This is a genomic window from Streptomyces sp. NPDC050287 (assembly GCF_044459385.1).
Classification (GTDB): Bacteria; Actinomycetota; Actinomycetes; order Streptomycetales; family Streptomycetaceae; genus Streptomyces.
This window is the reverse complement of the sequence record NZ_JBITIY010000017.1, coordinates 131,199-157,387: the sequence shown is the minus strand read 5'-3', so window position 1 is coordinate 157,387 and position 26,189 is coordinate 131,199. Positions and strand designations below refer to the sequence as shown.

Below are 26,189 nucleotides of genomic sequence, written 5' to 3'. Positions count from 1 at the left end.
CGCTGCGGCACTGACTGCCCCTGACAACGGCCCGATACCGACACCGTGCCAAGCTTGGATCCATGCAGCTCTCCGCCGCCCCGTACGAAGAACGTCTCACCACCCCCCGCACCTGGTGGCTGATCTCCTTCCTGGTCGGGGTCTCCATGGCCCTGATCCTGCTGCCCTTCGGCACACTGCCGATGCTCGGCGGCCTGGTCGGCGGCACCGCCGTGGCGGCGATCGTGGCCAGCGCGTACGGCGCGCAGCGGATCCGGGTCGTGGGCGGCTTCCTGATCGCGGGTGAGGCGAAGATCCCGGTGTCGGCGCTGGGCGAGGCGGAGGTGCTGGACGCGGAGGAGGCGCGCGCCTGGCGCACGTACAAGGCCGACACCCGCGCCTTCCTGCTGCTGCGCGCCTACATTCCCACCGCGCTGCGCGTGGAGGTCACCGACCCCGAGGACCCGACGCCGTACCTGTACCTGTCGACCCGTGAGCCGGAGCGGCTGGCTCAGGCGCTGAAGACCGCGCGGACGGCGGCCTAGCCACCGGGGCGGGGCGTCCTCCGAGTTCTCGTCACCCGAGTCCTCTTGTCCGGAGTTCTCGTCACCCGAGTTCTTTCGGGCCGTCCCCCAGGGTCAGCGGATCCGCCGGTTTCTCCAGCGGCGGCAGGGCGGGCAGGGCGTCCCACGGCACCTGGACCCGGCGCAGGTCGGCCCGGATCCGCTCGGCGAGGCGTCTGGTGTCCCGGCGGTTCATGACCGCTCCGACGGCCGCGCCGACCATGAACGGCATCAGGTTCGGCAGATCGCGCACCACGCGCTTCATGATCTGCTGCCGCAGCTGCTGCTTCATGCGGCTGTTCAGCGCGCCGCTCACCGTCGACGGCTTGCTCACGTCGATCCCGCGCTCCCCCGACCAGGAGTTGAGGTACGCGGTGGAGCGCTGCTTGAGAGTGCCCGGCGGTCGTACGCCGTAGACCTCGTGGAGTTCCGCGATCAGCTTCAGTTCGATCGCCGCCACGCCGGTGATCTCGGCGGCCAGCTCCGTCGGCATCGCGGGCGGTACGGGCATCATCGCCGCCGCGCCGATTCCCGCGCCGACGGTGGCGGTGGCGGTGGCGGCACCCGCCACGAGTTTGTCCGCGAGCTGCTCGGGCCCGAGGCCGGGGAACTGCCTGCGGAGCGCCGCGAGGTCGCGTACGGGGATCCGCGGGGCGATGTCGATGATGCGGTCGGCGAGGTGCCCCAGGGCGGCCCTGGCGCGGTTGCCGCCCTTGCGGACGCCTTCCCGGGTCCTGTCCCGGATCACCGCGACCCGCCGCCGTGCGACGGGCGCGGGCGTGTCGGCCCGCACCGGGAGATCGGCCCGGTCGGCCGCCGGTTCGAGCGAGGCCGACCCGGAATCGGATGAGCCCCGCTCGTCGTCACGCGCGCCGTGCCGTCGTTGGGACGGCACCGAGTCCGCTTCCCCTTTCAGGAAGCGGCGCTTCCGGGGAGGGGTCGAGCCAGTCACGGCCGACCCGTCCTCAGTCGCAGTCGCGGCAGATCGGCTGACCGTTCTTCTCCCGGGCCAGCTGGCTGCGGTGGTGTACCAGGAAGCAGCTCATGCAGGTGAACTCGTCCTGCTGCTTCGGCAGCACCCGGACGGCCAGCTCCTCGTTCGAGAGGTCCGCGCCGGGCAGTTCCAGGCCTTCGGCGGCCTCGAACTCATCGACGTCCACGGCGGACGTCGACTTGTCGTTCCTCCTGGCCTTCAGTTCTTCAAGGCTGTCCGAGTCGACGTCGTCGTCGGTCTTGCGTGGGGTGTCGTAGTCGGTTGCCATGTCGCTCTCCCCCTCTGGGTGTCTGTGGTGTCTCCAGCGCACGTAACGCGTGAGAGGCCGGACTTGTGCCCGACCTGAGGCGGAGATTTTGCCTCACATCAAGGTCTGTTACTCAATCGACACTCAACCGGACCCCTCATGAGTGATCGGGTTGGATGGCGATCGGGACCGTACACGGTCCGAATCCCGCACTTCAAAGGCGTCTCACCGTGTACTTCCCGTGATCAAGACCCCGGAAAACCCGGATTTTCCCGGCTTTCCGGTCGTATCCATGATCACGGAGAGTAGATGGCTGGAAAATCGTCCTTGTGATCGATCACACACGGGGTCGGTCGGTCGGCGCCTCGAAAATTCCGCGCAAAGCGAACATCCCTGTGTGTCGATCCGTGTGCGGGGGTCATGGTCTCAGACAGGGAGGGTCACCCGCATCACGAGCCCACCTCCTTCACGCGGTTGGGCCGAGATATGGCCGCCGTGCGCCCGCGCCACGGACCGCACGATGGACAGGCCGAGGCCCACTCCCTTGTCGCTGCCGGTGCGCTCGGTACGCAGGCGCCGGAACGGCTCGAAAAGGTTGTCGATCTCGTACGCCGGCACCACGGGGCCGGTGTTGGAGACCACGAGCACCGCGTGGCCGTGCTGGATCTCCGTGGTCACCTCGACCCAGCCGCCCTCGGGCACGTTGTACCGCACGGCGTTCTGCACCAGATTCAGGGCGATCCGCTCCAGCAGCACGCCGTTGCCCTGGACCACCGCGGGCTTCTGCTCGCCCCGGATCAGTACGCCCTTGGCCTCCGCCTCGGCGTGCACCTGGTCGACGGCCTGCTCGGCGACCTCGGCAAGATCCACCGGCTTGCGCTCGACGATCTGGTTGTCGCTGCGGGCGAGCAGCAGCAATCCCTCGACGAGCTGCTCGCTGCGCTCGTTGGTGGCCAGCAGGGTCTTGCCGAGCTGTTGCAGTTCCACCGGCGCGTTCGGATCGGACAGATGCACCTCGAGGAGCGTGCGGTTGATCGCGAGCGGCGTCCTCAGCTCGTGCGAGGCGTTGCCGACGAAGCGCTGCTGGGCGGTGAAGGCCCGCTGCAGCCGCTCCAGCATGTCGTCGAAGGTGTCGGCCAGCTCCTTGATCTCGTCGTCCGGGCCGTCCAGCTCGATACGCCGGGACAGGTCCGAGCCCGCCACCGCGCGCGCGGTGCGCAGGATGCGGCCCAGCGGCGACAGGACACGGCCGGCCATGGCGTAGCCGAAGGCGAACGCGATGATCGCGAGGCCGAGCAGGGCCAGGAGCGAGCGGCTGAGGAGGTTGTCCAGGGCGTGCTGGCGCTGCTGGTTCACGCACTCGTTCATCGCGTGGTTCATCTCGGTGGGCGACATCTGGGGGGAGAAGTTGCAGATGTCGCTGGCCACTTGCCCCGAGAGGACCTTGAAGGGCAACTCGCTGCCCACGTTCAGCGCGTTCGCGGCGAGCAGGTAGATGATCGACAGCAGCAGGATGCCCGCGATCAGGAACATCCCGCCGTACAACAGCGTCAGCCTTATCCGGATGGTCGGGCGCAGCCACGGGAAGGGCGGCTCCGGCCTGCGGGGGTCCCAGGTGGGCTTCGGGGGCGCCTGGGGAGGCGCGGGTGTCGCGGCCATGGGATCAGATCCGGTAGCCGGAGCCGGGGACGGTCACGATCACCGCGGGCTCGCCCAGCTTGCGCCGCAGGGTCATGACGGTGACGCGTACGACATTGGTGAACGGGTCGGTGTTCTCGTCCCAGGCCTTCTCCAGGAGCTGCTCCGCGGAGACGACGGCGCCCTCGCTGCGCATCAGGACCTCCAGCACGGCGAACTCCTTCGGCGCCAGCTGGACCTCCTTTCCGTCGCGGAAGACCTCGCGGCGGTTCGGGTCGAGCTTGATCCCGGCGCGCTCCAGGACCGGCGGCAGCGGCACGCTGGTGCGCCGGCCGAGGGCACGCACGCGTGCCGTCAGCTCGCTGAACGCGAAGGGTTTGGGGAGGTAGTCGTCGGCGCCGATCTCCAGACCCTCCACGCGGTCGCTGACGTCGCCGGACGCCGTGAGCATCAGCACGCGCGTGGGCATGCCGAGCTCGACGATCTTGCGGCAGACGTCGTCGCCGTGCACGAGCGGAAGGTCCCGGTCCAGGACGACCACGTCGTAGTCGTTGACGCCGATGCGCTCCAGGGCGGCCGCGCCGTCGTACACGACGTCGACGGCCATGGCCTCCCGGCGCAGTCCGGTGGCCACCGCATCGGCGAGCAGTTGCTCGTCCTCGACGACGAGTACGCGCACGTCGCTTGTCCTTCCTGTGTCCACCCGCGTAGCGCTTCGTAGCCGATCTCGGCCACGCGAGCAGGGGGTTTCGTTGAGTGTGTGATCCCCATCCTGCCCTTTTCGGCCATAAGTCGGCTGTAAGGCGGGTGAGCACCGTCTGAAGGACAGGTGTGAGGCCCGGGAATGCGAGATTTTCTCGCCGGGTTGAGGTTTCCGTGGAAGGGAGCGGGGGGAGGACGGCTTTACACCCCGCGATCACGCTCTGCATGTGCCGCACCACCATGCGGCACTTCGCGATCCGCTTCCGCAGAGTGGGCGTGGGTGTCCGGCACCGTCGCCGCCCAGCAGGGCAGCGCGCTGGGCATCTGCAGGAGACGTGATCGCCCCTTCCGAACGGCACACCCCCGTGCCACCGACCCACGACCCAGGACGAGGGGGCGCAGCATGGACGCATTCACCGCAGGACTTCTGCAGCGCATAAAGGCGACCGAGTCCGATCTGACGCGGGCTCGCGACGAGGGCGACGACTTCCTCGTCGAGGTGGAGCAGGCCGAGCTCGACGACCTGCGCCGCCTCGCCGCCGAGCACGGTGTGGAGGTCAGCGCGAGCGTCTGATCAGGAGCGTTACGCGGCACGGCGGGACCCCCGGCGAATCCAGCGCCGGGGGTCTCGCTGTGTGCCGGTACGGCCGGGTCAGTCGTGCCAGGCGCCGAAGTCCTCCAGGAGGCGCTGGAGGGGCTCGAAGACGCCCGGAGTACCGGCGACCGTCAGAGCATGTGCGGGACGCTCTGAGGGGCGTCCACCGGTCAGGGCGCCCGCCTCACGGGCGATGAGGTCGCCCGCCGCGAGGTCCCAGGGGTGCAGACCACGTTCGTAGTAGCCGTCGAGGCGGCCCGCGGCGACGTCGCACAGGTCGACCGCGGCCGAGCCGCCCCGCCGGATGTCGCGCAGCAACGGGATCAGCTTGCGGACCACCTCGGCCTGGTGGACGCGGACCTCGGTGACGTAGTTGAAGCCCGTCGAGACCAGGGCCTGCTCCAGGGGCGGCGCGGGGCGGCAGGCCAGCTCGCGCTCGCCGTCCCAGGCGCCGGTGGCCCGGGCACCCTCGCCGCGGACCGCGTGGAACGTCTCCCCTCGCATCGGGATCGCGACGACGCCGACGACGGTCTCGCCGTCCTGCTCGGCGGCGATGGAGACGGCCCAAGTGGGCAGGCCGTACAGGTAGTTGACCGTGCCGTCGAGCGGGTCGATCACCCAGCGGACGCCGCTGGTGCCCTCGGTGGCGGCGCCCTCCTCGCCCAGGAAGCCGTCGTCCGGGCGGTGTGCGGAGATCAGGTCGGTGATCAGCTTCTCCGCCGCTATGTCCATCTCGGTGACCACGTCGATCGGACTCGACTTGGTCCTGGCGACCGCGAGGTCGGCCGGACGGCCGTCCCGCAGCAGCGCGCCGGCGCGCCCGGCGGCCTCCTGGGCGAGGGCGAGCAGTTCCGAGTGCAGGGGGTCGGTCACGGGGTTCCTCACGCGTAGGGGCTGTCGGCGCCCGCGGCGGCGGGATGCGGGGCGCGGGCCGGGCAGCAGCCGACCGGGCAGAGGTGGTGGCTCGCGCCGAGCGCGCCCCGGGCGCAGGGCGTGACCTGCTCCGCGCGCTCGACGGCGGCGCGCTCCAGCACGAGGTCGCGGACCGCGGCGGCGAACCGGGGGTCCGCGCCCACGGTGGCCGAGCGGCGCACCGGCAGGCCCAGCTCCTCGGCCTTGGCCGTTGCCTCCGTGTCGAGGTCGTACATGACCTCCATGTGGTCGGAGACGAAGCCGATGGGCGCCATGACGACCGCCGGGGCCCCGGCCGCGTGCCGCTCCTCCAGGTGGTCGCAGATGTCGGGCTCCAGCCACGGGATGTGCGGGGCTCCGGAGCGGGACTGGTAGACGAGCTGCCAGGGGTGGTCGACGCCGGTGCGCTCACGGACGGCGTCGGCGACCAGCCGCGCCACGTCCAGGTGCTGCTTGACGTACGCGCCGCCGTCGCCGTGTTCCTCGACCGGGCCGGAGGTGTCCGCGGAGGCGATCGGGATCGAGTGGGTGGTGAAGGCGAGGTGGGCGCCGTCCCGGACGTCCTCGGGGAGGCCGGCGAGGGACTCGATCACCCCGTCGATCATCGGCTCCAGGAAGCCCGGGTGGTTGAAGTAGTGCCGCAGCTTGTCGACGGCGGGCGGCCGCAGGCCCTCGGCCTGGAGGGCGGCCAGCGAGTCGGCGAGGTTCTCTCGGTACTGACGGCAGCCCGAGTACGAGGCGTAGGCGCTGGTGGCGAGGACCAGGACGCGGCGGCGGCCGTCTGCGACCATCTCGCGCAGGGTGTCCGTCAGGTAGGGGGCCCAGTTGCGGTTGCCCCAGTAGACCGGCAGGTCCAGGCCGTGTCCCGCGAAATCCTTGCGCAGGGCGTCCAGCAGAGCGCGGTTCTGGTCGTTGATGGGGCTGACCCCGCCGAACAGGAAGTAGTGCTGCCCGACTTCCTTCAGGCGTTCCTTGGGGATTCCGCGCCCGCGCGTCACGTTCTCCAGGAACGGGACGACGTCGTCCGGCCCCTCCGGGCCGCCGAACGAGAGCAGGAGCAGGGCGTCGTAGGGGGTGGCATCGAGCGCGTCTGGCATGGATCGATCCTGTCATCAGGTACTGACAGCCGGGAAACGGCGGGGTGACCACCCGGGTTCCCGGCCCGTCCGTCGGGTGCGTCAGGGCCACCTGACTCGTAAGCTGTATCGGCGATGTACGCGCCTTACTGAGCCGCCGCGTCCACGCTGTGCCGAGCCGGTCGACGAGCCCGGCCACCGAGCCGACCACCGAGCCGACCCGCTCCCGCCCGACCGGAGACCCCGTGCCCAGCCCCTACCGCGCCCTGTTCGCCGCCGCCGGCTCCAGGGGGTTCTCCGCCGCGGGCCTCCTCGGCCGGATGCCGCTGTCGATGATGGGCATCGGCGTCGTGACCATGGTGTCCCAGCTGACCGGGAGGTACGGACTGGCCGGCGCGCTGTCGGCCACCATGGCGCTGGCCGCGGCGGTCGCTGGACCACAGGTCTCGCGGCTGGTGGACCAGTACGGCCAGCGGCGGGTGCTGCGGCCGGCGACGATGATCGCCCTTGTCGCGGCGGCGGGACTGCTGTGCTCCGCGCACTACGAGTGGCCGGACTGGACAATGTTCGTGTTCAGTGCCGGCGTCGGCTGTGTGCCGAGCGTCGGTGCCATGGTCCGGGCCCGGTGGGCGGCCCTGTACCGGGGCACCCCGCAGTTGCACACCGCGTACTCCTTCGAGTCCGTGATCGACGAGGTCTGCTTCATCTTCGGGCCGATCATCTCCATCGGCCTGTCCACGGTCTGGTTCCCGGAGGCCGGTCCGCTGCTGGCCGCGTGCTTTCTGGCGGTCGGCGTCTGCTGGCTGACCGCCCAGCGCGCCACCGAGCCCGCGCCGCACCCGCGCGCGCAGCACGGCGGTGGTACGGCCCTGCGAGCGGCCGGTCTCCAGGTCCTGGTGGGGACCTTCGTGGCGACCGGAGCGATCTTCGGGGCGGTCGACGTGGTCACCGTGGCCTTCGCCGAGGAGCAGGGCCACAAGGGCGCCGCGAGCGTGGTCCTCGCGCTGTATGCCGCGGGCTCCTGCCTCGCGGGGATCGTGTTCGGACTGCTGCACTTCACGGGGGCACCCGAACCTCGCTGGCTGCTGGGCATATGTGCGATGGCCGTGAGTATGATCCCCCTCCTACTGGTCGGAAACTTGCCGTTCCTGGCCGTGGCGCTGTTCGTAGCGGGCCTGTCCATCGCTCCCACGATGATCACGACGATGTCCCTCATCGAGCAGCACGTACCTCGCGCGCAACTGACCGAGGGCATGACCTGGGTGAGCACCGGGCTGGCGGTCGGGGTCGCGCTCGGCTCCTCCGTGTCCGGCTGGGTGATCGACGCCGTCGGCGCGCGGGCCGGGTACGGGGTTCCGGCGGTGTCCGGGGCCGTCGCGGTCGCGGTCGGTTTCCTGGGGTACCGCCGGCTCAGCAGGCCGGCTCCGCGTCGGGGAGGCGTCGTTGAGCAGCACAGCGAGCGGGAAGAACGGCACGTGGCGTAACTGGGGAGGCAACGTCGCCGCCCGTCCCGCGCGGGAGGTCACGCCCGCCTCGGTCGAGGAACTGGCGGACGCCGTCCACAAGGCCGCCGAGGACGGGCTGAGGGTGAAGGCCGTCGGCACCGGGCACTCCTTCACCGCGATCGCCGCGACGGACGGTGTGCTGATCCGCCCTCAACTGCTGACCGGCATCCGCGGCATCGACCGGGACGCCATGACGGTCACGGTCGAGGCCGGGACCCCGCTCAAGAGGCTCAACATGGCCCTGGCCCGGGAAGGCCTGTCGCTGACCAACATGGGCGACATCATGGAGCAGACGGTCTCCGGGGCCACCAGCACCGGCACGCACGGCACGGGCCGCGAGTCGGCCTCCATCGCCGCCCAGATCAGGGGCCTGGAACTGGTCACCGCCGACGGCGCGCTCCTGAGCTGCTCGGAGAAGGAGAACCCGGAGGTCTTCGCCGCCGCGCGGATCGGCCTGGGCGCGCTCGGCATCGTCACCGCGATCACCTTCGCCGTGGAGCCGGTCTTCCTGCTCACCGCTCGCGAGGAGCCGATGTCCTTCGACCGGGTCGTAGCCGAGTTCGACCAACTCTGGGCCGAGAACGAGCACTTCGAGTTCTACTGGTTCCCGCACACCGGCAGCACCAACACCAAGCGCAACAACCGCAGCGCGGGCCCGGAGCAGCCGGTGGGACGGCTGGCGGGCTGGTTCGAGGACGAGTTCCTCTCCAACGGCGCCTTCCAGGTGGCCCAGTGGGTCGGCCGCGCGGTCCCGGCCACCGTCCCGGCCATCGCACGGATCTCCAGCAAGGCCCTGTCCGCGCGGACCTACACGGACATCCCGTACAAGGTCTTCACCTCTCCGCGCCGGGTGCGCTTCGTGGAGATGGAGTACGCCGTCCCGCGCGCTGCGGTGACCGAGGCGCTGCGCGAGCTGAAGAAGACGGTCGACCGCTCCGGTCTGCGAATCAGCTTCCCGGTGGAGGTGCGCACCGCCCCGGCCGACGACATCACCCTGTCCACGGCCTCGGGGCGGGACAGCGCGTACATCGCCGTCCACCTCGTCAAGGGGACGCCCTATCAGGCGTACTTCAGCGCGGCCGAGCGCATCTTCACGGCGTACGAGGGCCGGCCGCACTGGGGCAAGGTGCACACCCGCGACGCCGAGTACTTCGCCGGCGTCTACCCGCGCTTCGCCGAGTTCACCGCGCTTCGGGACCGGCTCGATCCGGACCGGCGGTTCCAGAACGACTACCTGCGGCGGGTGTTGGGGGCGTAGCGGAAGGGCTCCGGGTGAACTCGCCGGGAGCGGAGGGACGTACGCGAGTCGGTCCAGGAACACACGGGGGAACGTACGGGACATCTGCCGACGAAGCGGACGAGACCAGCGGGCTGAGCCCGGACCGGTCCATTGGTTCCGTGTCCGGCGACTGCCTGGAACACGCCACGCCCGAGATCCCGAAAACCGCTCGAGGACGGCCCAGCGCCGCGGGCCGGAAGAAGTCGGACGGCGTGGCCATCCACGCACGTGGCCCGAATGGAGTACTGTTGCGAGCCCTGGGTCAGGTCTCCCGCCAGGGCGTCCGTGACCTTCAAGGACCGCCGGGAGGGGGCTAGTTGCACAGGGTGACGGAGTTGGTCACTTAGCGTTGCGAATAGGTAACCGTGCCATAACGGCGATCCAGGGCCCGTGCCCGACACGCCGGGCAACTCGGCAAGGTTGTGGCAGGCTGCACCCGGGCAGGCCACACTCGACTAGCGGAAGCAGCGACGCACGTGACGTCGGCAGGCACCACCCGGGAGGTCCCCATGCCCGAACTGCGTGTCGTGGCCGTCTCCAATGACGGCACACGGCTGGTGCTGAAGGCTGCCGACGCGACGGAGTACACGCTTCCGATCGACGAACGCCTGCGCGCCGCCGTGCGCGGCGACCGTCCCCGTCTCGGCCAGATCGAGATCGAGGTCGAGAGCCATCTCCGCCCCCGTGACATCCAGGCGCGTATACGCGCCGGTGCGACCGCGGAAGAGGTCGCACAGATGGCCGGCATCCCCGTCGATCGCGTACGGCGCTTCGAGGGCCCCGTGCTCGCCGAGCGCGCCTTCATGGCCGAGCGGGCCCGCAAGACCCCGGTTCGCCGCCCCGGCGAGAACGCCGGACCCCAGCTCGGCGAGGCCGTACAGGAGCGGCTGCTGGTGCGCGGCGCCGAGAAGGACACCGTGCAATGGGACTCCTGGCGCCGCGACGACGGCACCTGGGAGGTCCTGCTGGTCTACCGGGTCGCGGGCGAACCCCACTCGGCGAGCTGGACGTACGACCCGCCCCGGCGGCTCGTCCAGGCCGTCGACGAGGAGGCGCGCTCGCTGATCGGCGAGTCCGACGACCTCGCCGCCGCCCCCGAGCCCAGCTTCCCCTTCGTCCCGCGCATCGCACGTCTGCCGCGCGACCGGCCGCTGGACCGCGCCCTCGACCGGGAACGGCCGAGCCTGCCCGGGCCGTCGCTCGACGAGCCCGCGGAGGAAGAGGCCGGTGAGCGGGACTCGCTGACCAGCCTCCTGGAGGCGGTGCCGAGCTTCCGGGGCGACCTGGTGGTCCCGGAGCGCCCGGCGGAGACCGACACGGAGGAACCCTCCCCGGAGCCCGAGGAGGAGGAGCCCCCGGCGCCCGCGGCTTCGGCGGGTTCCGCCTACGCGGACGTCCTGATGCCCCGTTCCGTCGGCAGCCACCGTGACCGGCTCATCGGCGCCACCGACCGTCAGGCCGAGGCGGACGGCGTCCGCCCGGGCCGCCGGGCGGCGGTCCCGAGCTGGGACGAGATCGTGTTCGGGACGCGGCGGAAGAAGCAGGAGTAGTCCGTCGTACGACATCAGGAGGGGCCCGGGCGTGCGGTGCGTCGCCGGGGCCCCTCCTGTCGTGTGTCTGGTGTGTGCCTACTGAGGGTCCGGTCCCACGGCGACCGGCCGTTCCGGGTCCGACGACCACTCCGACCAGGAACCGACGTACAGCGCGGCCGGAATGCCCGCGACCGCCAGGGCCAGCACCTCATGGGCGCCGGAGACGCCGGAGCCGCAGTAGACACCGACGGGCGAGGCGTCCGAGACGCCCAGTGCCTTGAAGCGGGCGGCCAGTTCCTCGGCGGGGAGGAAGCGGCCGTCGGCCCCCACGTTGTCGGTGGTGGGCGCCGACAACGCGCCGGGGATGTGTCCGCCGACCCGGTCGATGGGTTCCACCTCACCCCGGTAACGCTCCCCCGCGCGGGCGTCCAGCAGCACTCCGGAGCGGGCCAGCGCCGCCGCGCCGTCCGCGTCGAGGAGCCCCGCCGCGGCCGGCGCGGGCTGGAAGTCGCCCTCGGCCGGTTCCGGAACGTCCGTCGACAGTTCGCCCTGCCAGGACGTCAAACCACCGTCGAGGACTGACACGTTCGGGTGACCCGTCCAGCGCAGCATCCACCAGGCACGGGCAGCCGCCCAGCCCTGTCCGCCGTCGTAGACGACCACCGGGGTCCCGGCCGAGACACCCGCGCGGCGCATGGCGGCGCCGAACTCCGCGAGGCCGGGCAGCGGGTGCCGGCCGCCGCGGCCGGGGGTGGCGGCCAGCTCCCGGTCCAGGTCGACGAAGACCGCGCCGGGGATGTGCCCGGCCGCGTACTCGGCCCGGCCGTCGAAGGACGGCTCCCCGGTGGCCTTGGCCACGCTCAGCTGCCAGCGGACGTCGAGCAGGACCGGCGGGTGAGCGCCCGCCAGATCGCTCGCCAGTTCGGATGCGGAGATGATGGCGTTCATGGCCACCATCCTCGCGCACGGGGTGGCCGCATCGCCCACCGACGGCTACTCTGCTCCGCCGGGCAGGCCCGATCACGAGGTGTACGGGATCGGGCACCTGCTGTACAGCCGATCGACGCCCGTCGGCCGTCGCACGGCAACGGACGGGACGGCGCACCACGGGCATTCTCCGGACCGGGGAGCCACCGCGCGGCGGGGCGCCCGGAGCGCGCGGCGCCCAGGGGGTGCGGGAATCGGCACGGGCCCGTGAGAACGGGGCCGTACGCGCGGAGTCCGACAGCACGAGTCCGTCCGCACGAGGGCCCGTCGGAGCGGAAGCGAACGACACGGCCACGGTGAGCGGCCGAGAAGAGGGTGACGATGACCGAGGCAAGGGGGCCGGCCGGCCCGCCCGCCCGGCGGGCACCAGGAGCACCGTGCTGGGTGAGCCTGATGGTGCACGAGGTGGCCGCGACCCAGGAGTTCTACGGTGCGCTGTTCGGCTGGGAGTTCCGGGCCGGCCCGCAGCAGCTCGGTCCCTGCGTTCGGGCCCTGCTCGGCGGGCACGAGGTGGCGGGCATCGGCCAGTTGCCGGCCGACCGTCGTCTCCCCGTCGCCTGGACGCCGTATCTCGCCTCCGACGACGTGGACCTGACCGCCGAAACGGTACGCCTGTGCGGCGGCACGGTCGGGGTGGGACCGCTGGACGCGGAGGCGAGCGGGCGGTTGGTGATCGGCTCCGACCCGTCCGGCGCGGTCTTCGGCGTCCGGCAGGCGGCCACGCACCTCGGAACGTCCCCCTCCGGGACGCCCGGCACACCCGCCTGGCACGAGCTGCTGACCTTCGAGACCGCGAGCGTCGCCAAGTTCTACGAAACGGTGTTCGGCTACGACGAGGAGCCAGTGGTCTCCGCCGACGTCGACCACGTGACGCTGCGCCTCGGTGACCGCCCCGTCGCCGGCATCCACGGTGTCGGCAACACCCTGCCCCGCGACCGGGGCCCGCACTGGATGACGTACTTCGAAGTGGCCGACACGGACCAGGCGGTCGCCCTCCTCGTCGGTCTCGGCGGTCATGTCCTCAGGCCTCCGCACGACTGCGAGCACGGAAGGGTGGCCACCGTGACGGATCCCGAGGGGGCGTGGTTCTCCCTCATCCAAAGTCCGCGCTGGAACGGTGAGGAGGGCGGCGGCCGAGGGCGGACGGGCCGTTTCCCGAGGGCGCCCAGGTGGTCGTAGGCGACGTCGACCAGTCGGACGCCGTCGGCCACACCGCCCACCGGCGCCGCCATCGGCCGCCGCACCCGTCAGACTGCCTGACGTCAGGCAGGAGATCGGCTTCCAGGGCCGCGCGGGCGCCGATCTCCAGCGCATCGCAGCCCATGCCGGCATGACAAGCGCGCGTTGTTCAGAACACCGAGCAGGGGCTGAACCTCAAACCCCGCTCATCTCCGACCAGTTGAGCGTCGCACACGCATGCCGCACCGCTTCGTCCGCGCTCAACCGCGCACCGTACGCGAACGCCTGGTCCGGGACTATCGTTACTGACCATGTGGTTTCGAGAGCCGCCACGGGACGATCAGAACCTTCACGGCCAGAACCCCTACCAGCAGCCGAGACAGCCGCAGCCGCCCGGCGGCGGGGGCCACGGGAATCGGGCGAAGGCCGTCGCCGTCGCTGCCGCCACGACCGTGGTCGTCGCCGGCGTCACCGGTGTCCTGATCCTGGGCGGCGGCAAGGACGACAACGCCGACGGCGGCAGCGGGAACACGAAGGCGTCGGCGAGGGGCTCGAAGAGCGCGACGGCCTCGGCGCCGGCGTCCGACAAGCCGCCCGGCGGCAAGGCCGAGCGGCCGACCGTCCGGGGTTGGAAGGTCGTCGTCAACCCCGACTGGGGCACGGCCTTCGACGTGCCGCCGGACTGGGAGGTCGAGTCGTCGGACCTGCTGCTGGGCTTCACGGACGACAGGCTCGACTCCGGCGATCCCAAGAACTGGGGCAAGACCATCACTGTCATAGGCGCACCGGCAGTCCTCAAGGACGGCTGGTGCCTGGCCGACGACAACAAGGACGGGCTTGTGAACAACACCCCTCTCGCGGCGGTGGGCACCAAAGGCGAAAACGGCGCCACGAGCACCGGGTATGCCGCCCTGAGCGAGGTGAAGCGGTTGGTGTACGGCGGTTACACGCAACCCGACAAGAAGAGCATCCTCCGCGACAGGACGGCGAAGCCGTACACGACGAAGTCCGGCGTCAAGGGCAGCATCGCCTGGGCCCGGTCCCGGAACACACCCCGCGAGGGCAAGTGCGCGACCGACGGCAAGGCCATCACGTTCGGCTTCAAGAACTCCGCGGGCGGCTTCGTCGCGTGGTGCCTCGTCGGCGCCACGGGCGTGAAGGACGAGCTGCCGGACTCGACGATCATGAAGATCCTCAGCACGGTGCGCCTCCACGGGGACCCGACGGAATCCTGAGCCGGGCAGCCGAAGTGCCTTGACACGGCTCCGTGTCCGAGGCGGGCCCGGCCGCACCGGAGCGGTTGGTCCTGGGCTGCGGCCGCGGGACGGATGCGTACAGTGGGCAGGGCGACAACGGGGGCGGACACACATGACGAGGGACTCCGGCGGTGGGCCGCACATCACCAACACCGCGGTCGACTGCACAGCCGATTATCTGATCCAGATCGGGATCCTCGAAGGCGATCTGAATGTGACGCTGTCCGTGGGGCAGCCTCCGCCCGATGACGACGCTCCGCTGGCCGCAGCCGAGCGGAGGCTCGCACGGAGTCTCCTGTTGCGATGGCGGGCCGAGGCCGACGCCTGGGACATGGCGGATCCGGAGCCGCTGCCCGTGCGCTGGACGCCCAGCCGACGCGTGGCGTCGGCAGGGGAGTACGTGCCCGTGGGCTCCGGGGCCGACACCATCGCCGGGACCTTCCTCAGGCTCCGGCCCCGTCGGCGGCTGGTCGTGCTGGGCAACGCCGGGTCCGGCAAGACCGTGCTCTCCGTGCTGCTCACCCTCGAACTCCTCGCCCGGCGGCTCACCCAGGGCGAGAACGACGTGCCGGTCCCGCTCGTGCTGTCGCTGGAGTCCTGGGACACCCGGCGGCAGTCGCTCACCGAGTGGCTGGTGGACCGGCTGCGCCAGGACCACCCCGGTCTGCCGCCGGTGGACGGTGTCCACCCGGCCCGCCGGCTCGTCCTCGAACGGCGGGTGCTGCCTGTCCTCGACGGCCTCGACGAGCTGCCCGGACACCGCCGCGCCGAGGTCCTCGACGCGCTCAACGCAGGCCTCGGCGGCACGGGAGACGCGGTACTGGTGTCCCGTACGGCCGAGTACGAGCACCTTGACCAGGAAGGCAAGGGGCTGCGGCACGCGACGGTGATCGAGTCGCTGCCGCTGCGCCCCGACGAGGTGGCGGACTATCTCCGCCGGGCACGGCCTCCGGCCCGCGCCGCCGTCTGGGCCCGCCTGCTGGAGACCCTCCGGAACAAGCCCTCCGCACCGGTCGCCTGGGCCCTGACCAGTCCGCTGATGGTGTGGCTGGTACGCCGGACCTATGAGCGGCATCCGGCGGATCCAGGAGAGTTGGCGGACCGGGAACGGTTCCCGACCCGTCATGCCGTCGAGGCCCACCTGCTCGACCGGATCGTGTCCGCCGCGTTTCCTCCGCGCCCCCCGGACCCCGGCCGGCTGCACCCACCCCGCACCTGGGACGCCGAACGAGCCGGTGCCTGGCTGTCGTACCTGGCACTGCTGCTGAGCCGTCGCGAGGAGTCCGAACTGGCCTGGTGGCGGCTGTACACGGCACCGCTGCCCCGGCTGCTCGCCGGACCCGCGCTCCTCGTGACCGGCATCCTGCTCTCCCTCGTCATCAAGGCGGGCATGTCCGGCTACGCGGAGGACGCCGTGCTGGGCGACCTGAGCGTGACGCTCGATGTGAGCGCGGGGGTGCTCTTCGCCGCCCTCGCACGGTCGGTGACCGCGTCCTGGTTCGGCCAGCGGCTCGCCGAGCCGCGACGCAGCGCCAACCCGCTGTTGTTCATCGGCGCCCTGCGCTCCCTGGACCGGCACACGCGGGTGGGTCCTCTGGTGCGACTCGCGGCTCTCGGGGGCGGTCCCGCCCTGGTCGTCCTCCTCCTCTTCCTGTACGTCTTCGTGACGCCGGACCCCCTCCTGGTCTGGCTCTCCGTCGGCGGCGTGCTGCCCATCCTGCTGATGATCGTGTACGCGGCTCCCGCCGACACCGTGGACGCCGCCACCCCCGACGAACTCCTGCGCGGCGAGCAGAGTGCGCTCGTCACGACGCTGACACTGGTGGCCCCGCTCATCGGGGCCGGCGCGGGAGCGTTCTTCTGGCTCGGCCGCGGCAGTGGCGACTGGGGCGCGGCAGTCGGCGCCTGGGCGGGCGCCTCCGCGACGCTGGTGCTGCTCAGCCCGTGGAGCCGCTGGGTTCTCGCCAAGTGCTCCCTCGCGGCCACGGGCCGGGTGCCCTGGTCGCTGATGACGTTCCTCAAGGACGCCCGCACGGCGGGGCTGCTGCAACTGTCGGGCGGCACCTACCGTTTCCGCAACCGCAGGCTCCAGGAGCATTTCGCGGGGCGGCACGCTCAGGAACAGGGAAGGGCTTCGCCCGGCCCCGAGGCGACCGCCGTCCCCGCGCTCCTGCAGTCCCGTGACGTCACGGTGGAACACACCGCGGACCACTACCGCCTCAGCGGCCGGTCCCGGAGGCTGCCGCTGGCCCACTGGGCCGTGTTGGGCACGATCATGGGAGTCTTCGTCGTCCGGTTCAGCGTGACCGGACAGTGGCAGGACCCGGCCGTCTGGCTGGCCCTGCTCGTCTGGCCCTTCATCGGCGCCGTGATCACCGTGACCGGGTTCCTCATGCCGCCGCGACGGCTGGAACTGGAGCTGACGCGGGACGGCGTCACCTCCGTGATCGGACGCAGACAAGTCTGCTACGCGTGGCGGCACGTCGAGGAGATCACCGTGCGCCGCGCGATCGTCCGGGGCCGGGACGCGCGCTTCTACGCGCTCCAGGTCCGGCTGCTCGCCGGCGCCCCGCGCCCGCCGCGCCGCTCGCGTATGGGCGAGGGCTGGTTCTACGTCCTTCCGCTCGGCTTCTCCTCGCAGGTGGATCCGCAACTGGGCGCGGCCCTGGCCGACTTCGCGGGGCCGCGCTGGACAGCCTCCTCCGGCGGCCGTTGAGCCCTCAGCACAGCGGCCGGGTGTCCGCGGAGACCGTGAGGAGGGCCAGACAGCGTGCCGTCACGGTCCGGTCGTCCTCGCTGATGTCGACGGCGTAGGCGATGGGAGCGCGGGCCCTGGTCCCCCGGGGAGCCGTGATCCGCCAGCGCGCCTCGTACGTGTCGTGCGCCCTGAGTGTCCGGGACGGCCGTCCGACGAGGGTGGCCCGCCAGCCCGCGGGCAGCAGAGGCGGCCGTACGGTGATGGCGAGGTCGCGTGCGGTGGCGTTCTCCACGGCCAGCCGGCCGCCGTCCGCCGGGTGCAGGCGCACGGCGTCGGAACTGAACCAGCGGACATTGAACTCGCGCAGCTGAAGCTGCTGTTCGTCGTCGTCCTTGTCGAATGAGGAGCCCAGGCCGATGCGGACGGAGTCGACGGGCTCCGGGACAGAGATGTCGTAGCCGTACGTCTTGCTGAGAAAGGCGCCTTGCTGCTGCTCGTGAAGGCGCCCCGTCGGCAGCCGGACCTCGCGGGCGCCGACCTGGCCCTGGAAGTCGACACCCGGCGCGAACGTCGACTTGACGCTGTCAGGGTCGAAGTCCACCGACACCTCACTCAGCGGCAGCGGCATTCCGAAGTCCATCCGCAGCCAGTTGCTCTTGCGCGGGGATCCCTTGACCGACCAGTAACCCGCGTGGCCCGGCAGAGCGGCGGACGGCGGATGTCCCGGCGCCGAGTAACTGGTGCTGAGCTTCGGCCAGTCCCGGGTGGCGGCCGCGGTGAGGTCGACCTGGCGGACCGAACCGGTCAGCGGATGCCGCCACTTGTCGTACCTCCCGGGCAGGCCGAAGAAGGCGGACGGCGGCAGCACACCCGCCTGCAGGAGAACCAGGACGAGCGGTACGACCAGGTACCCGGCGAGGTGGGTGAGCAGGAGCGAGTGCCGGGCGACGCGGTGCCGGGGGAGGTGGAGCGTGGCGTTCCCGGGTCGGCGCGCGGGCTCAGGCGCCATGCTCTCCCCGGAGCCCGCGACACCGGGCATACCGGCCAGCCACCACGCCGTCCCCGCGAGAGCCGAGGCCGGAACGCAGCGCACCGCCATGCCCGTGGCGTCGAGCGCGCGCAGCAGATGGCCGCCGCCGGCCGCCTCCAGCCGCGCGCGCACGGCGGTCTCGTCGCCCTGTACGGCTCGGGTGTACAGCAGTGCGAAACGGTGCCGCCGGCGGCGCGCGGGCAGGGCGGTGAGCACGTGCAGGACCCGGGTCACGGCGTGCACGGTATCGCTGTGCGCGGCGGGGTCGTCCACCACCAGCAGCAGCCCGTGGGCCCGGCGCACCACGTCCAGCGCGCTCACCGACTCCTGACTGCCGTACGCCCCGGCAGGCGGGTCGGACACCAGGACGGGCGTCTTGCCGATGCGTACGAGCGGCGGCTCCGCCCCGGACGTGCCGCCCAGCTCGGCCAGCACCTGGGCGTGCACGGCGGCGCGTTGCGTGCCCGCGCCCCCGACCAGCACGACGACCCGCGCCCGTTCGTATCCGGCGGGCAGCGCCTTCCCGCAGTGCGGGCAGCACGCCTCCAGGCGGCGCACGCCGAGGACGGCGGGCAGGTGGGTGCCGCAACGGCAGCGGTGGGAGAAGGCGCCGTACCGGTTGGGCACCAGCTGCCGGTGTCCGGCCCGGCACGTCGGGCACAGCCTGAGCGGGCGGTGGATGGTACGCCCGCAGCCGGTGTACGGGCACGGCGCCGGCCCGCCGCGCACCGCACGCCCCGTCCGCGCGACGGCCGCCCAGACCGCCCACCACGCGGCCCACAGGGCACAGCCCAGCGCCCATGCCAGCAGCGCGAACAGAAACGGAAGGATGGTGAGTGCGGTCGCGGTCAGTACGACGGCGACGGCCGTCAGCAGGAAGGCCGGGCGCAGGAAGAGCATCAGGCAGCCCTGCCCGCCGGTCCCGTGCTGTCGCGACCGGCGGAACGCGTCGCTCACCCGGTCGACCAGGAACCGCTCGGCGTCGCCCATCAGCCGTTCGTGCCGCTCGAGTCCGTCCCACCAGGTCGCACGCAGGTCGCGGGCGGCTGTGACGCGGAGGTAGGCGGGGGTGGCCGGCTCACCGTGCGGGTCGGGTGGCGTGGCCGCCGCCCGGCCGAAGGTCCGCCAGACGGTGTGCAGTTGGGTCCACACCAGCTTGGGCAGGGTGATGAGGACGCCGTGGCCGACCACCAGGACGACGAACAGGACGATGGCGAGGAGCAGCATCACGGGGTTGGCCACGGCTCACTCCCGCTCCCGGGCCGGCCCGCGTCGCCACAGCAGCCGTGGCGTCCGTTCCGGCTCCTCGGCCCGCATCAGGTCGCGCAGGGCGTCGTAGGTCTCCGTCTCCTCCCACAGCCCTTGCCGGAACAGCCGCAGGATCCGCAGCGCGGCCGGCCGCGGCTTTCCGGGGGCCCGGCGCAGCACGTGCAGCGCGGTGGCGGGGGTGGCTGCGAGCACGTCCGGGGTTTCGTCCGCGAGGGAGACGAGACAGGCGCACGCCTGCGCGTCCAGGGCGGCGGTCCGCAAGCCGGCGGAGGCTTCGAGGGCGGCGAGCAGTCCGGCGAGGACAGCCGCCCGGTACGGTTCGGGCAGCGGAGCGAGCGCGGCCCGTACGTCGCCGAGGGGTGCCGTCCCCTCGGCGAGATGGCGTGCGGCGGCGTCCCTCAGGTGCTCGGGCGCCAGTCCCGCCTTCTCCGGCCGCAGCTGGGCGAGCGCACGTACGAAGCCGGCGAACCCGGCGCCCTCCCCGCGGAAGGCTTCCGCATCGCCGTCCGGCGCGAGCAGCGCGCACCCGGCCCGCAGCCGCCGTACGCCTGCCTCGACGCCGTCCGCGGGGACCGCGTCCCACAGGTCCGCGACGGCGTCCAGGACGTCGAGGCGCCCGTTTCCCAACGCGCCCGCGAGGAACCGCGCCGTCGCGCTCGGCTCCGGACAGCCGTCCCCGGTCAGTCGGTCGAGGTGGAACACCGGGCCCGGTGCCCGCTCCCCGGTCTCCGGCAGGGTCCCCGTCAGATGGCGGTGGTCGTCCTGCGGCCGCGCGGTGTACGTCGTGAACGTCAGCCGGGCGGCCAGTCCGGCGGGCAGGGTGTAGGAGACGGCGGCGATCCAGTCGACGACACGGTCCGCGTCCGCGGAGACCAGGGTGGCGCCGGGACCCTCGCCGGCCAGCGCCCGCAGGGCCGTGGTGAGCAGCCGCTCCAGGAGGCGCACGCCAGGGTCGCCCAGGCCGGCCAGCGACCGGGCCACCCGGTCGGGTCCGACGGCGCTGCCGGGGACGAGTGGGGTGAGATCGGGCAGGTCATGGCCGTCGTCGGGCGCCGGCGTCGGGGCCCAGTGAGGGGTGTCCCACAGCTCGACGGGGCGCAGACCGGCCAGTTCGTCGGGAGTGGCGTACAGGACGTGGCAGAAGTGGTTGCCCCAGCGACCGGTGTAGTCCTGGCCGGACAGGCGGGTGCGGGTCAGCACGGCCGCGCCGTCGTCGGGGCGGTCGTAGGCGAAGGCCACGGGCAAGGGGCGATCGCGGTCCATGCCCGCGGGCAGCGGGTACCCCGTCAGCGGGCGCAGGGCATCGAGTGCGGGGCGGGCCGTCGGGGAGACGGCGGTGAAGCGGAAGCCGCCGTGGGGTGCGTCGGCCGCGGGCGGGGCGGACGTGTAGTGCGCCTGTCCTGCCATACGCGTCACCCCCGTCCCCGGTCGAGGGCGCCGAAGCGGTGCAGCAGCCACATCAGGGGATCCTCCACCCGGTGCGGGCGTACCACGCCGCCGAGTCCGAGCTCGCCGCCCTGCCGGGGCGCGGTGCCGAGCGTGGACAGCGCGAACAGCTGGTAGTCGGTGCAGAACTGGTCAAGCCGCGCGTCGAGTTGGTGTTCCTGCCAGCGCCGCAGCAGGGCCCGCAGCTCGGCGTGGACGGCCGCTCGGTCGTCGGCGTCGAAGACGGGGCCGGGACGGCGGGTCCGGTGCAGCGGGGAGTTGTCCGGCAGGTGCGGCCACAGGAGGTCGGCCTTGGTGAGCGCGACCGCGACCGGCACGGTCACCTTCCCGCCTCCGCCCACGTGGCCCAGCACCCGGGCCAGTACGTCGCCCGACCGGCCCGGCACCCCGTCGCCGCCCTTCACCGGTGCGCCGGGCAGATCCTGCGGGTCGACGAGGACGACGACGGCGTCGGCCGCGAGGAAGTAGCGCAACTCGGTCTCCATACGGTCGCGCGAGGCGAAACGCTCCCCCGCGGTGTCGAGGAAGACCAGGGTCAGCACCCGCTTGCCTGCGCGTCCGAAACGGCCCCGCCGGGTGCGGCTGAGGCGATGCACGAGGGGGCGGCCCGCGTCGTGCTCGGCGGTCTTGGGGACGGTCTGCTGCTCGTCGTACAGGTGCCGTTCGTAGCGTTCGTGGTAGTCGGCCATCGTGTCGTCGTCGCAGGGCAGCAGCGCGGCGTCGAGTTCGGCGCCGAGCCGGTGCAGCAGTTCGTGCACGAGGACGCCGATGTAGGTGCTCTTGCCGGAGCTGACCGGTCCGGCGAGCGCCACCAGCTTTCCGGGAGTGCGCAGATAGCCTTCCGGCAGCCTGCCCGCGCAGGCGGTGCAGCGCAGCCGGGTGGTGGTGCGGCCGCAGGTGCCGCACTCCGCCGAACCGGCCCGTGGGTTGGCGGAGGCGAGGCGTCGGTCCTCGGCACAGGCGGCGCCGCTCGCGCAGACGTACGCGATCTGCGCCCTGGAGATGCGCCGGAAGCAGTGCGGGCACACCCAGGTGCGACGCCACGGCAGTCTCACGTCCACTCCCCCTAGGTGACCTTGAGCGTGTGCTGCGGCGGATCGCGCAGCACGAGTGCCTCGCCGACGGCGAAGCAGCGCAGCCGGCCGCTCCGGCCGCGGGCCAGGCGCGCCGACAGCTTCATGTCCCGCCCCGGGGCGAGCGTCACGTCGGCGGCTTCCGCGAGGACGTCCCCGTCGGCGGGCTCCAGCGGCCAGAGGGAGCCGCGTGAGCGGACCAGCAGCAGCCGCTCGGCTCGTACGGTGGTGCGCGCCGTGAAGACAGCGGTGACCGTGCGACGTCCAGGCAGGCCGTGCCGCTCCAGCCGGTAGTCGACCTCGGCACGCGGCGGCAGTACCGCCGTGCTCGGCGGACCGTATGCGGGCAGCCCGCCGAGCAGGGCGATCGGCCGCACCTCGACTTCCACCCCGGCGCCGTCCGCGACCGGCAGCCGTACTCCAGCCTCGTGCCGGTATTCGGCACGGGTGACGGTGCGCCGCCGCTCGCCCGCCCCGCCGGGGGACCGCCAGGTGACCTCGACCTCGTCGCCGCTGTCCGGCGGCCAGTCGAAGAGAACGGCCACGCCGGTGCCGCCGTGCCGGGTGAACGTGGGGGTGCCGAGCGCCTGCGCGGCGGCCACGGCGTGTGCGCCTGTGACGGCCCGGTCCCCGGCGACCGTGACCGCGAGCACCAGGGTGGGCCGGCCCGGCGGCGGGAACCGCAGCCCCTCCGGGGCGGGTTCCACCACGATCGGACGCCCGGGGAGTTCCGCCGTGCGCAGCCGGGTGCCGGCCGGCCACGGGGGCGCGTCGTCGAAGCCGTACAGGCGCACCTCTGTGTCGGGCAGCGGGTCGAGTCGGGCCAGGAGGTGATCGTCCACGAAGCGGATGTCCAGGTCGGTGACAGGCTCGGGCGGCGCGAGGGGCGTGGCGGTGCGCCGGACGCCCTCCGTGCGCACGAGCGCTCCGTCGTCGGTGCGGTAGACGGCGCGGATGCGGTAGCCGTACGTCGCCCCGTTGGTGAGCCCGTGGTCCGTGAAGCCGTCGCGGCGGGTGGCGATCGGCACCGCCTCGCCGTCCGCAGCGGTGCGGAGGACCTCGACGGACCGGGCGCGGTCCGGGCAGGTCCAGTCGGCGGTGATCCGGCGGTCCCCGGGGCGCAGGTGGGCGTCGGCGACCTCGGGCCAGTACACGACGGGCCCGGCCACGGCGAGCGGCGAGGTCGGGCTGCCGGGTTCGGCGGCCCGGCGCACGGCGACCGCGTAGTGGAGCGGGACGCAGGGCGGGGGCGAGCCGTCCACGTACGAGGTGGCACGCGGCGAGGCCAGCGGCAGCGCCGTGCCGTCGGCCACGCCGCGGGGCGGGCGCCGCTCGGTCCGCAGCAGCACGTACTCGGGCTCGCCCCTCGTGGACGGTGAGTGCCGCCACTGGACGGTGACGCCCGCGCCGTCCGGGGTCGTGGTGAGGCCGGACACCGGGTGGACCGCGAGGCTGCGGCGCACGGTGTCGATTCCCGGCAGGTCGCGGACTGCCGCCTCCGCCTGTTCCAGCAGGTCCCAGGCCCGGTCCGCCTGGGTCGGCGGCAGTCGGCGCGCATGGTCCACCAGGCCGCGCGCCTCGACGAGTTTTCCGCGCACATGCTCGGCCAGTGCGCGCACGTCGTCGGCGAGCGAGCCCGTGGGCAACCGGTCCGCCACGGCCGCGGCCTCGGTGAGCCGCCCGTCCGCGGCCAGGCGTCGCAGCCGCTCCGACACCGGGTCCCCGGCCGCCTCGTGCAGCACCGCGAAGACCAGTCGGCGCGCGTCGTCCTCGGCGACCGACAGTTCCTCCACGGCGTGGGCGAGGAGCGTGGCCGGGGTCGCGCGGGCGGCATGCCGCGTCCGGAGAGGCACCGCCAGTTCATGGAGCAGGATTCGGGCGAGTCCTTCCGGGCCCTGCTCGGTCAGCACGCCACGGACGGCGGCGATCACGGCCTGGGCCGCTGTGTGCGCGGCGCCGTGCGGCAGCCGTCCCCAGCGGCGCGCCGCCGCCTCGACGCGCGGCCGGTCGGCCGGGTACGCGTCGAAGACGTGTACGGGCCGCTCGGTCCGCCCGCCGAGTGTGCCCGTCGCGAAGAAGTCGCCCAGGTGCCGCAGCCCCAGCACCTCCAGGTGGCCGGCGCAGCGCGCGTACGCGGGGTGCGGCACCGACCGGGGCAGTGGGTCGGGCTCGGCGACACGCAGCCCGAGGGCGGGCAGCAGGTCCCGTACCCGTTCCTCGTTGACCCGGTGGGCGGCGGCGATCTCCGCGACCGTGGACTCGGCGAGCATGCCGAGCCCGCCCGTGGCCTCCTCCAGGGCCGCGCGCAACCGGGCCCGATCGGATTCGGCGCGTCGGCCGTGCGCTTCGAGGGCGGCCCGCAGTGGTCCCGGATCCCCGGCGGCGGCCGCGTCCAGCAGTGGCCGGTGGATGAGGTACCCGGCCTCCAACTGCTCGATGACGGCACGGTACTTGAGCCTGGACCGACTGCGGCGCCAGCAGGCGCGGACCGCGGCGACCGCCTCGGCGACCGTCGGCCCGTCGAGGCGCTGCGGCAGCTGGTAGCGCGTGCGCAGGTCCTCGGTCACGGGCAACCCGGCGTCGAGCACCTCGCGCCGGTAGCGCGCCTCGTCGAAGGCCACCTGCCTTGTCCCCCCGTCCTGCCCGTGATCAGCCGATCCGCTGGCGGCTCATCGCGACCCGCGCCTCGTCCACCGCCTCCTGGGACAGGCCTCCGATCTGAAGGGAGATCTCGATCTGCTCACCGCTCTCCCGTTCGGTGGCCACGACGGTGAGCAGTCCGGAGGAGTCGAGCGTGAACACGCATTGGAAGGGCCAGCGCGCGGGTTTCGCGGGCGGGATCTTCAACGTGCCTTGCGCGACCTCGGTGTTGTGCTGCAGCTCCTCCGACTCCACCGCGCCCGCCTGTTCCATCACCCGGATCCGGACCAGTCGCTGGCCGTCGCGGATGGTGTAGAAGTCGTCCGTCACGGACGCCGGCAGGGTGTCGTTGGCGTGCACGAGATGGGTGACGTAATCCCGGCCGGTGTCGACGTCCGTGACCTGGATGCCGTAACCGCGTGAGGCGACGGTGGAGATTTCGTACGGGCGGTGGGTGAGGCCGGTCTCCGGCACGTCCGGTTCTTGTTCGGCCGGGAGTTCGCCGCTGGAGAGGATGTACGTGGCCCGGTCGAGGGCGTACAGCGCGGCGCCGCGGGCCACCGCGAGGTCGGGGTTGTGCAGCCTGGGCTCGAAGCCGAACTGGGCGCGCAGGGCTGCGGCGACCGCGGGCATCTTGGTGGCGCCGCCGACGAGCAGCACATCGTCGAAGGACGACACGCCCCGCTCCGCGGCCAGTTCCACGGTGCGGCGGGTGATGTCTACGGTGCGGTCGAGCAGGTCACGCGTCAGCTCCTCGATCAGCTCCCGGGTCAGCTCCACCGGTTCGACCATGCCCTGGTGCATGACGCGGACGACGTAGCGCTCGCGGAAGGACAGCGCCTTCTTCGCCTCCTCGGCGTCCTTGCGCAGCTGTGTCTCGGACTGGGGGTCGGACAGCGGGTCGTCGACGTCCGGGAAGCGCTCACGGAACCGCTCCGCCATGTGCGCGACGATGCGGTCGTCGAAGTCGCTGCCGCCCAGCTCCTTCGCTCCGTCCGTGCACAGCACGGTCAGCTCGCGCCCGCGCAGGGTGAGCACAGTGGTGTCGAACGTGCCGCCGCCCAGGTCGTACACGAGGATGGAACGGTCCCCGCGCTCCTCGTCTCCTTCCAGGGCCCCGTAGTCGAGTGCGGCCGCGATGGGCTCGGCGACAACGTCGAGGACGCGCAGTCCGGCGATCTCGCCGGCCTTGCGGGTGGCGTCCCGTTCGGCGAGCCCGAAGTAGGCGGGCACGCTGATCACCACGTCGTGCGCCTCGTCGCCGCTGACCGCCTTCGCGTCCTCGACGAGTTTGCGCAGGATGCGGGCGGAGATCTCCTCGGGTGTGTAGGTGCGGCCGTGGAACTCACGCGGCACCACATCGCCCATGTCCCGCTTGATGAGCTGCACGACGTGCTCGGGGTCGAGGACGGTGGCGTCCTTGGCGCTCTGCCCCACGACCACGCTGTCGGCGCTCTCGAAGTAGACGACGGACGGCGTGGTGTCCGCCCCTTCGAGGTTGCGCAGCACCGTTGCTCTGCCGACGTCGTCGATCCGTGCCACGCACGAGTAGGTCGTCCCCAGGTCGATGCCGTATACGGCCATACGGT

20 protein-coding genes are annotated in these 26,189 nt (G+C 72.3%); 8 read left to right on the top strand and 12 right to left on the bottom strand.

What is annotated here, in order from left to right:
* Positions 1-62: 62 nt before the first annotated feature.
* Positions 63-524 carry a DUF3093 domain-containing protein gene (locus ACIBK3_RS40415; RefSeq protein WP_399373044.1) on the top strand — a complete coding sequence of 154 codons (462 nt, stop codon included), beginning with the start codon at positions 63-65 and terminating at the stop codon, positions 522-524.
* Positions 525-585: 61 nt separating this feature from the next.
* Here the strand turns inward: ACIBK3_RS40415 and ACIBK3_RS40410 are convergent, their stop codons facing one another.
* The 4 genes from ACIBK3_RS40410 to ACIBK3_RS40395 form a co-directional block, all read right to left on the bottom strand.
* Positions 586-1,494, bottom strand: a complete 909-nt coding sequence (locus tag ACIBK3_RS40410; RefSeq protein ID WP_399373043.1) for a hypothetical protein — start codon at positions 1,492-1,494, stop codon at positions 586-588.
* A gap of 13 nt (positions 1,495-1,507) precedes the next feature.
* Positions 1,508-1,804 carry a DUF4193 domain-containing protein gene (locus ACIBK3_RS40405; protein WP_005481602.1) on the bottom strand — a complete coding sequence of 99 codons (297 nt, stop codon included), beginning with the start codon at positions 1,802-1,804 and terminating at the stop codon, positions 1,508-1,510.
* Positions 1,805-2,209: 405 nt separating this feature from the next.
* Positions 2,210-3,442, bottom strand: coding sequence for a sensor histidine kinase (locus ACIBK3_RS40400; protein WP_399373041.1), 1,233 nt, complete (start codon positions 3,440-3,442; stop codon positions 2,210-2,212).
* A 4-nt stretch (positions 3,443-3,446) separates the two neighbouring features.
* Positions 3,447-4,100 carry a response regulator transcription factor gene (locus ACIBK3_RS40395; RefSeq protein ID WP_030605557.1) on the bottom strand — a complete coding sequence of 218 codons (654 nt, stop codon included), beginning with the start codon at positions 4,098-4,100 and terminating at the stop codon, positions 3,447-3,449.
* Between the two features lie 426 nt (positions 4,101-4,526).
* On the opposite strand from ACIBK3_RS40395, the gene ACIBK3_RS40390 reads away from it, so the two are divergent.
* A complete protein-coding gene (locus tag ACIBK3_RS40390; protein WP_399373040.1) occupies positions 4,527-4,697 on the top strand; it encodes a hypothetical protein in 171 nt (56 codons plus the stop codon).
* A 78-nt stretch (positions 4,698-4,775) separates the two neighbouring features.
* Here the strand turns inward: ACIBK3_RS40390 and ACIBK3_RS40385 are convergent, their stop codons facing one another.
* Complete coding sequence (locus ACIBK3_RS40385; RefSeq protein ID WP_399373039.1) at positions 4,776-5,591, bottom strand: inositol monophosphatase family protein; 816 nt, start codon at positions 5,589-5,591, stop codon at positions 4,776-4,778.
* 8 nt (positions 5,592-5,599) lie between these two features.
* Positions 5,600-6,727 carry a ferrochelatase gene (locus ACIBK3_RS40380; RefSeq protein WP_399373038.1) on the bottom strand — a complete coding sequence of 376 codons (1,128 nt, stop codon included), beginning with the start codon at positions 6,725-6,727 and terminating at the stop codon, positions 5,600-5,602.
* Positions 6,728-6,951: 224 nt separating this feature from the next.
* Between ACIBK3_RS40380 and ACIBK3_RS40375 the strand changes: the two genes are divergently transcribed.
* The 3 genes from ACIBK3_RS40375 (at position 6,952) to sepH (ending at position 11,040) form a co-directional block, all read left to right on the top strand.
* Complete coding sequence (locus tag ACIBK3_RS40375; RefSeq protein WP_399373037.1) at positions 6,952-8,190, top strand: MFS transporter; 1,239 nt, start codon at positions 6,952-6,954, stop codon at positions 8,188-8,190.
* A complete protein-coding gene (locus ACIBK3_RS40370; RefSeq protein WP_399373036.1) occupies positions 8,150-9,469 on the top strand; it encodes a D-arabinono-1,4-lactone oxidase in 1,320 nt (439 codons plus the stop codon). Before ACIBK3_RS40375 ends, ACIBK3_RS40370 begins: the two co-directional genes overlap by 41 nt.
* A 530-nt stretch (positions 9,470-9,999) precedes the next feature.
* Complete coding sequence (gene sepH / locus ACIBK3_RS40365) at positions 10,000-11,040, top strand: septation protein SepH (protein WP_399373034.1); 1,041 nt, start codon at positions 10,000-10,002, stop codon at positions 11,038-11,040.
* 78 nt (positions 11,041-11,118) lie between these two features.
* Here the strand turns inward: sepH and ACIBK3_RS40360 are convergent, their stop codons facing one another.
* Positions 11,119-11,970 (bottom strand): sulfurtransferase, encoded by an 852-nt coding sequence (locus ACIBK3_RS40360; RefSeq protein ID WP_399373032.1) that lies wholly within the window; start codon positions 11,968-11,970, stop codon positions 11,119-11,121.
* A gap of 360 nt (positions 11,971-12,330) precedes the next feature.
* Here ACIBK3_RS40360 and ACIBK3_RS40355 point away from each other — a divergent pair, with 360 nt between their 5' ends.
* The 3 genes from ACIBK3_RS40355 to ACIBK3_RS40345 all read left to right on the top strand — a co-directional run bounded on the left by ACIBK3_RS40355 (position 12,331) and on the right by ACIBK3_RS40345 (position 17,160).
* On the top strand, positions 12,331-13,188 hold the full coding sequence (locus ACIBK3_RS40355; protein ID WP_399373031.1) for a VOC family protein: 858 nt from the start codon (positions 12,331-12,333) through the stop codon (positions 13,186-13,188).
* A 311-nt stretch (positions 13,189-13,499) separates the two neighbouring features.
* Positions 13,500-14,423 (top strand): hypothetical protein, encoded by a 924-nt coding sequence (locus tag ACIBK3_RS40350; RefSeq protein ID WP_399373029.1) that lies wholly within the window; start codon positions 13,500-13,502, stop codon positions 14,421-14,423.
* 133 nt (positions 14,424-14,556) lie between these two features.
* Positions 14,557-17,160, top strand: coding sequence for an NACHT domain-containing protein (locus tag ACIBK3_RS40345; protein ID WP_399373027.1), 2,604 nt, complete (start codon positions 14,557-14,559; stop codon positions 17,158-17,160).
* Between the two features lie 4 nt (positions 17,161-17,164).
* Here ACIBK3_RS40345 and ACIBK3_RS40340 read toward each other — a convergent pair whose 3' ends face one another.
* The 5 genes from ACIBK3_RS40340 to ACIBK3_RS40320 are packed head-to-tail and all read right to left on the bottom strand — an operon-like array spanning position 17,165 to position 26,184.
* Entirely contained in the window at positions 17,165-19,414 is a 2,250-nt protein-coding gene (locus ACIBK3_RS40340; RefSeq protein WP_399373026.1) for a hypothetical protein, read from the bottom strand.
* 3 nt (positions 19,415-19,417) lie between these two features.
* Positions 19,418-20,848: a hypothetical protein gene (locus tag ACIBK3_RS40335; RefSeq protein WP_399373025.1), complete on the bottom strand. Its 1,431-nt coding sequence runs from the start codon at positions 20,846-20,848 to the stop codon at positions 19,418-19,420.
* A 5-nt stretch (positions 20,849-20,853) separates the two neighbouring features.
* Positions 20,854-21,942: a hypothetical protein gene (locus ACIBK3_RS40330; RefSeq protein ID WP_399373024.1), complete on the bottom strand. Its 1,089-nt coding sequence runs from the start codon at positions 21,940-21,942 to the stop codon at positions 20,854-20,856.
* Positions 21,943-21,953: 11 nt separating this feature from the next.
* Entirely contained in the window at positions 21,954-24,581 is a 2,628-nt protein-coding gene (locus tag ACIBK3_RS40325; protein ID WP_399373023.1) for a hypothetical protein, read from the bottom strand.
* 28 nt (positions 24,582-24,609) lie between these two features.
* Positions 24,610-26,184 carry an Hsp70 family protein gene (locus ACIBK3_RS40320; RefSeq protein WP_399373022.1) on the bottom strand — a complete coding sequence of 525 codons (1,575 nt, stop codon included), beginning with the start codon at positions 26,182-26,184 and terminating at the stop codon, positions 24,610-24,612.
* Between the last annotated feature and the right edge of the window lie 5 nt (positions 26,185-26,189).

Bases quoted from the DNA above. Each gene is read 5' to 3' on its own strand.
- ACIBK3_RS40400 (WP_399373041.1), bottom strand. From the start codon at position 3,442: ATGGCCGCGACACCCGCGCCTCCCCAGGCGCCCCCGAAGCCCACCTGG.
- ACIBK3_RS40415 (WP_399373044.1), top strand. From the start codon at position 63: ATGCAGCTCTCCGCCGCCCCGTACGAAGAACGTCTCACCACCCCCCGC.
- ACIBK3_RS40350 (WP_399373029.1), top strand. From the start codon at position 13,500: ATGTGGTTTCGAGAGCCGCCACGGGACGATCAGAACCTTCACGGCCAG.
- ACIBK3_RS40355 (WP_399373031.1), top strand. From the start codon at position 12,331: ATGACCGAGGCAAGGGGGCCGGCCGGCCCGCCCGCCCGGCGGGCACCA.
- ACIBK3_RS40360 (WP_399373032.1), bottom strand. From the start codon at position 11,970: ATGAACGCCATCATCTCCGCATCCGAACTGGCGAGCGATCTGGCGGGC.
- sepH (WP_399373034.1), top strand. From the start codon at position 10,000: ATGCCCGAACTGCGTGTCGTGGCCGTCTCCAATGACGGCACACGGCTG.
- ACIBK3_RS40405 (WP_005481602.1), bottom strand. From the start codon at position 1,804: ATGGCAACCGACTACGACACCCCACGCAAGACCGACGACGACGTCGAC.
- ACIBK3_RS40380 (WP_399373038.1), bottom strand. From the start codon at position 6,727: ATGCCAGACGCGCTCGATGCCACCCCCTACGACGCCCTGCTCCTGCTC.
- ACIBK3_RS40390 (WP_399373040.1), top strand. From the start codon at position 4,527: ATGGACGCATTCACCGCAGGACTTCTGCAGCGCATAAAGGCGACCGAG.
- ACIBK3_RS40345 (WP_399373027.1), top strand. From the start codon at position 14,557: ATGACGAGGGACTCCGGCGGTGGGCCGCACATCACCAACACCGCGGTC.
- ACIBK3_RS40335 (WP_399373025.1), bottom strand. From the start codon at position 20,848: ATGGCAGGACAGGCGCACTACACGTCCGCCCCGCCCGCGGCCGACGCA.
- ACIBK3_RS40320 (WP_399373022.1), bottom strand. From the start codon at position 26,184: ATGGCCGTATACGGCATCGACCTGGGGACGACCTACTCGTGCGTGGCA.